The sequence below is a fragment of the Thermococcus sp. 101 C5 genome (assembly GCF_009372125.1).
Taxonomy (GTDB): domain Archaea; phylum Methanobacteriota_B; class Thermococci; order Thermococcales; family Thermococcaceae; genus Thermococcus_A; species Thermococcus_A bergensis.
This window is the reverse complement of record NZ_WHIZ01000114.1, coordinates 1-2,003: the sequence shown is the minus strand read 5'-3', so window position 1 is coordinate 2,003 and position 2,003 is coordinate 1. Positions and strand designations below refer to the sequence as shown.

The following is a 2,003-nucleotide window of genomic DNA, read 5'->3' as shown; positions in this document are numbered from 1 at the left end:
TAATGCTTGATGATCACCTCTTCAAACTCGACATTGAAGGAGGATTTATTAAACTCTCAACTCCAAGTGGAAGGCTGAAACTAGAGTTTTACCCTGCAAAATACCACGAGAAGTTTAGGGAGTGGAAAATAGGGCAAGCCTGGCTTGTTAAAAACCAGATGGGAATTTTCCTCCACGTGGTGTTCTCAAGAGAGGTTGAAGTTAGAGAGCCGAAAGTCATTGTCGGCGTGGACTTGAACGAGAATAATGTAACCCTCAGCCTTCCAGATGGGAACTTTATCCAGATCATCACCCACGAGAGGGAGATTAGAACGGGCTACTTCCTAAAGAGAAGGAGAATTCAAAAGAAGATAAGAAGTGGTAAAAAGAGAAAATGGATTTTGGAAAAATATGGGATGAGGGAGAGAAACAGGATAAATGATTTATATCACAAATTAGCCAATAAGATTGTTGAACTGGCGGAAAAGTATGGTGGTATTGCTCTTGAAGACTTAACGGAAATCAGGAACACAATAAGGTATTCGGCTGAAATGAACGGTCGCTTGCACAGGTGGAGTTTTAGGAAGCTTCAATCCATTATTGAGTATAAAGCCAAGTTGAAGGGTGTGAGTGTGGTTTTTGTTAATCCTGCTCATACTTCCTCCCTATGCCCGATATGTGGGGGAAAGTTAAGCCCGAATGGGTATAGGGTTTTAAAATGCGAGTGTGGTTTTGAGGCTGACCGTGATGTGGTCGGCTCGTGGAATATTCGTTTGAAAGCCCTGAAGATGTGGGGAGTCTCCGTTCCCCCCGAAAGCCAGCCAATGAAGACGGGAGGCTGGAAGCCTACCCGTTACGAAATTAACACCCTACACGCACTTTACTGGTAGGCAGAACGGCGGGTGGTATTCTCAACTAGCACCATATTTTGAGCCATGTGAATTTGAATTATATCTAAATTCCCGAGGATTTGTAAAATCATTTGATTTTGTGCAGTTCTTAACGGGGGATGTTGACTTAAATTACAAATTCGACCAGATTTCTCAGCATTTTGGGCTTGGAAATGTCATTAAAAATACTGTGGCAACGTTAGTTCCCCATCACGGTTCGCACAAAAACTGGAACAATAAAATTTGTAATCTAATCAATAGTGCTTTCTGGGTAGTCTCCGCAGGGGTTCGGAACAAATACAGACATCCCTCTTGTACGGTAATCAGGGACATTTATAGGAACTGTTGCTGGTATTATAGAAGATGTATGAACTATCCCTATGTGGTGTGGGTCAATGAGAGAACAACTCCCCTTAGACTCGTGGGTGTTTTTTAACCATAAGGAGGAGAAAATTATGTCAGAGAAAGCTGACCTGAAGTTGAAGCTAGTTGGAATTAAAGTTGATAACTATCGTTCATATAAAAAATTCCCTGAGGAGGCTGATTATCTGGAACTTGGCCAGTTCACAACATTTATCGGAAAAAATGACGTCGGCAAGTCTAATTTGCTAAGGGCTATTGAAATTGTTTTGGATGATAAAAGCATAGCCCCAGACGACATCCATAAGGGGCAAAGGGTCACCTGTGAAATTACCTTGTTTTTTGAAGTTCCTGATGAGCTCAAGGAGAAGTTAAAGGAAAAATTTCCCAAAGATTACAATGGTGGGGATATCATTTCAATATCCAAGAAATTTGAATGGAGCAATGGAAAGTTCGATTCGCGGGGAAAGTATTATCTAAACTTCTCGAAAAAACTCAGCGGAGACAATCTTAAATACATCAGAAGCATTTTCCCGAAGGTTCTGCTAATCCCTGCAGTCAAGAATGTGGAAGATGAATTAAAATTTGGACGTGATACGTTAATCTCGAAGCTTCTGTTTCCGATAATAGAAAAAACAAGCCAAAACAAAGCCAAAACAGAGACGGTGGCGGATCTAAAACAGCGCCTAACTGAAGCGATACTGTCAGGATAACTGGGGTATCACCTCCTGAAGCCATTCAGTCACATCACCAGGCGGTCCACCAAACCGAGAA

The 2,003-nt window shown here is 41.7% G+C and carries 2 protein-coding genes; both read left to right on the top strand.

Annotated elements, in window-relative coordinates; translation table 11 throughout:
- Nucleotides 1-869 (top strand): RNA-guided endonuclease TnpB family protein (locus tag GBV73_RS11015; protein ID WP_152881337.1); only part of this gene is annotated, 869 nt, incomplete at its 5' end.
- A 395-nt stretch (nt 870-1,264) separates the two neighbouring features.
- Entirely contained in the window at nt 1,265-1,942 is a 678-nt protein-coding gene (locus GBV73_RS11010; RefSeq protein ID WP_172967226.1) for an AAA family ATPase, read from the top strand.
- Nucleotides 1,943-2,003 lie beyond the last annotated feature (61 nt).

What these genes read in the sequence shown, in the direction of transcription:
- GBV73_RS11010 (WP_172967226.1), top strand. Translation starts at nt 1,265, where the DNA reads ATGAGAGAACAACTCCCCTTAGACTCGTGGGTGTTTTTTAACCATAAG.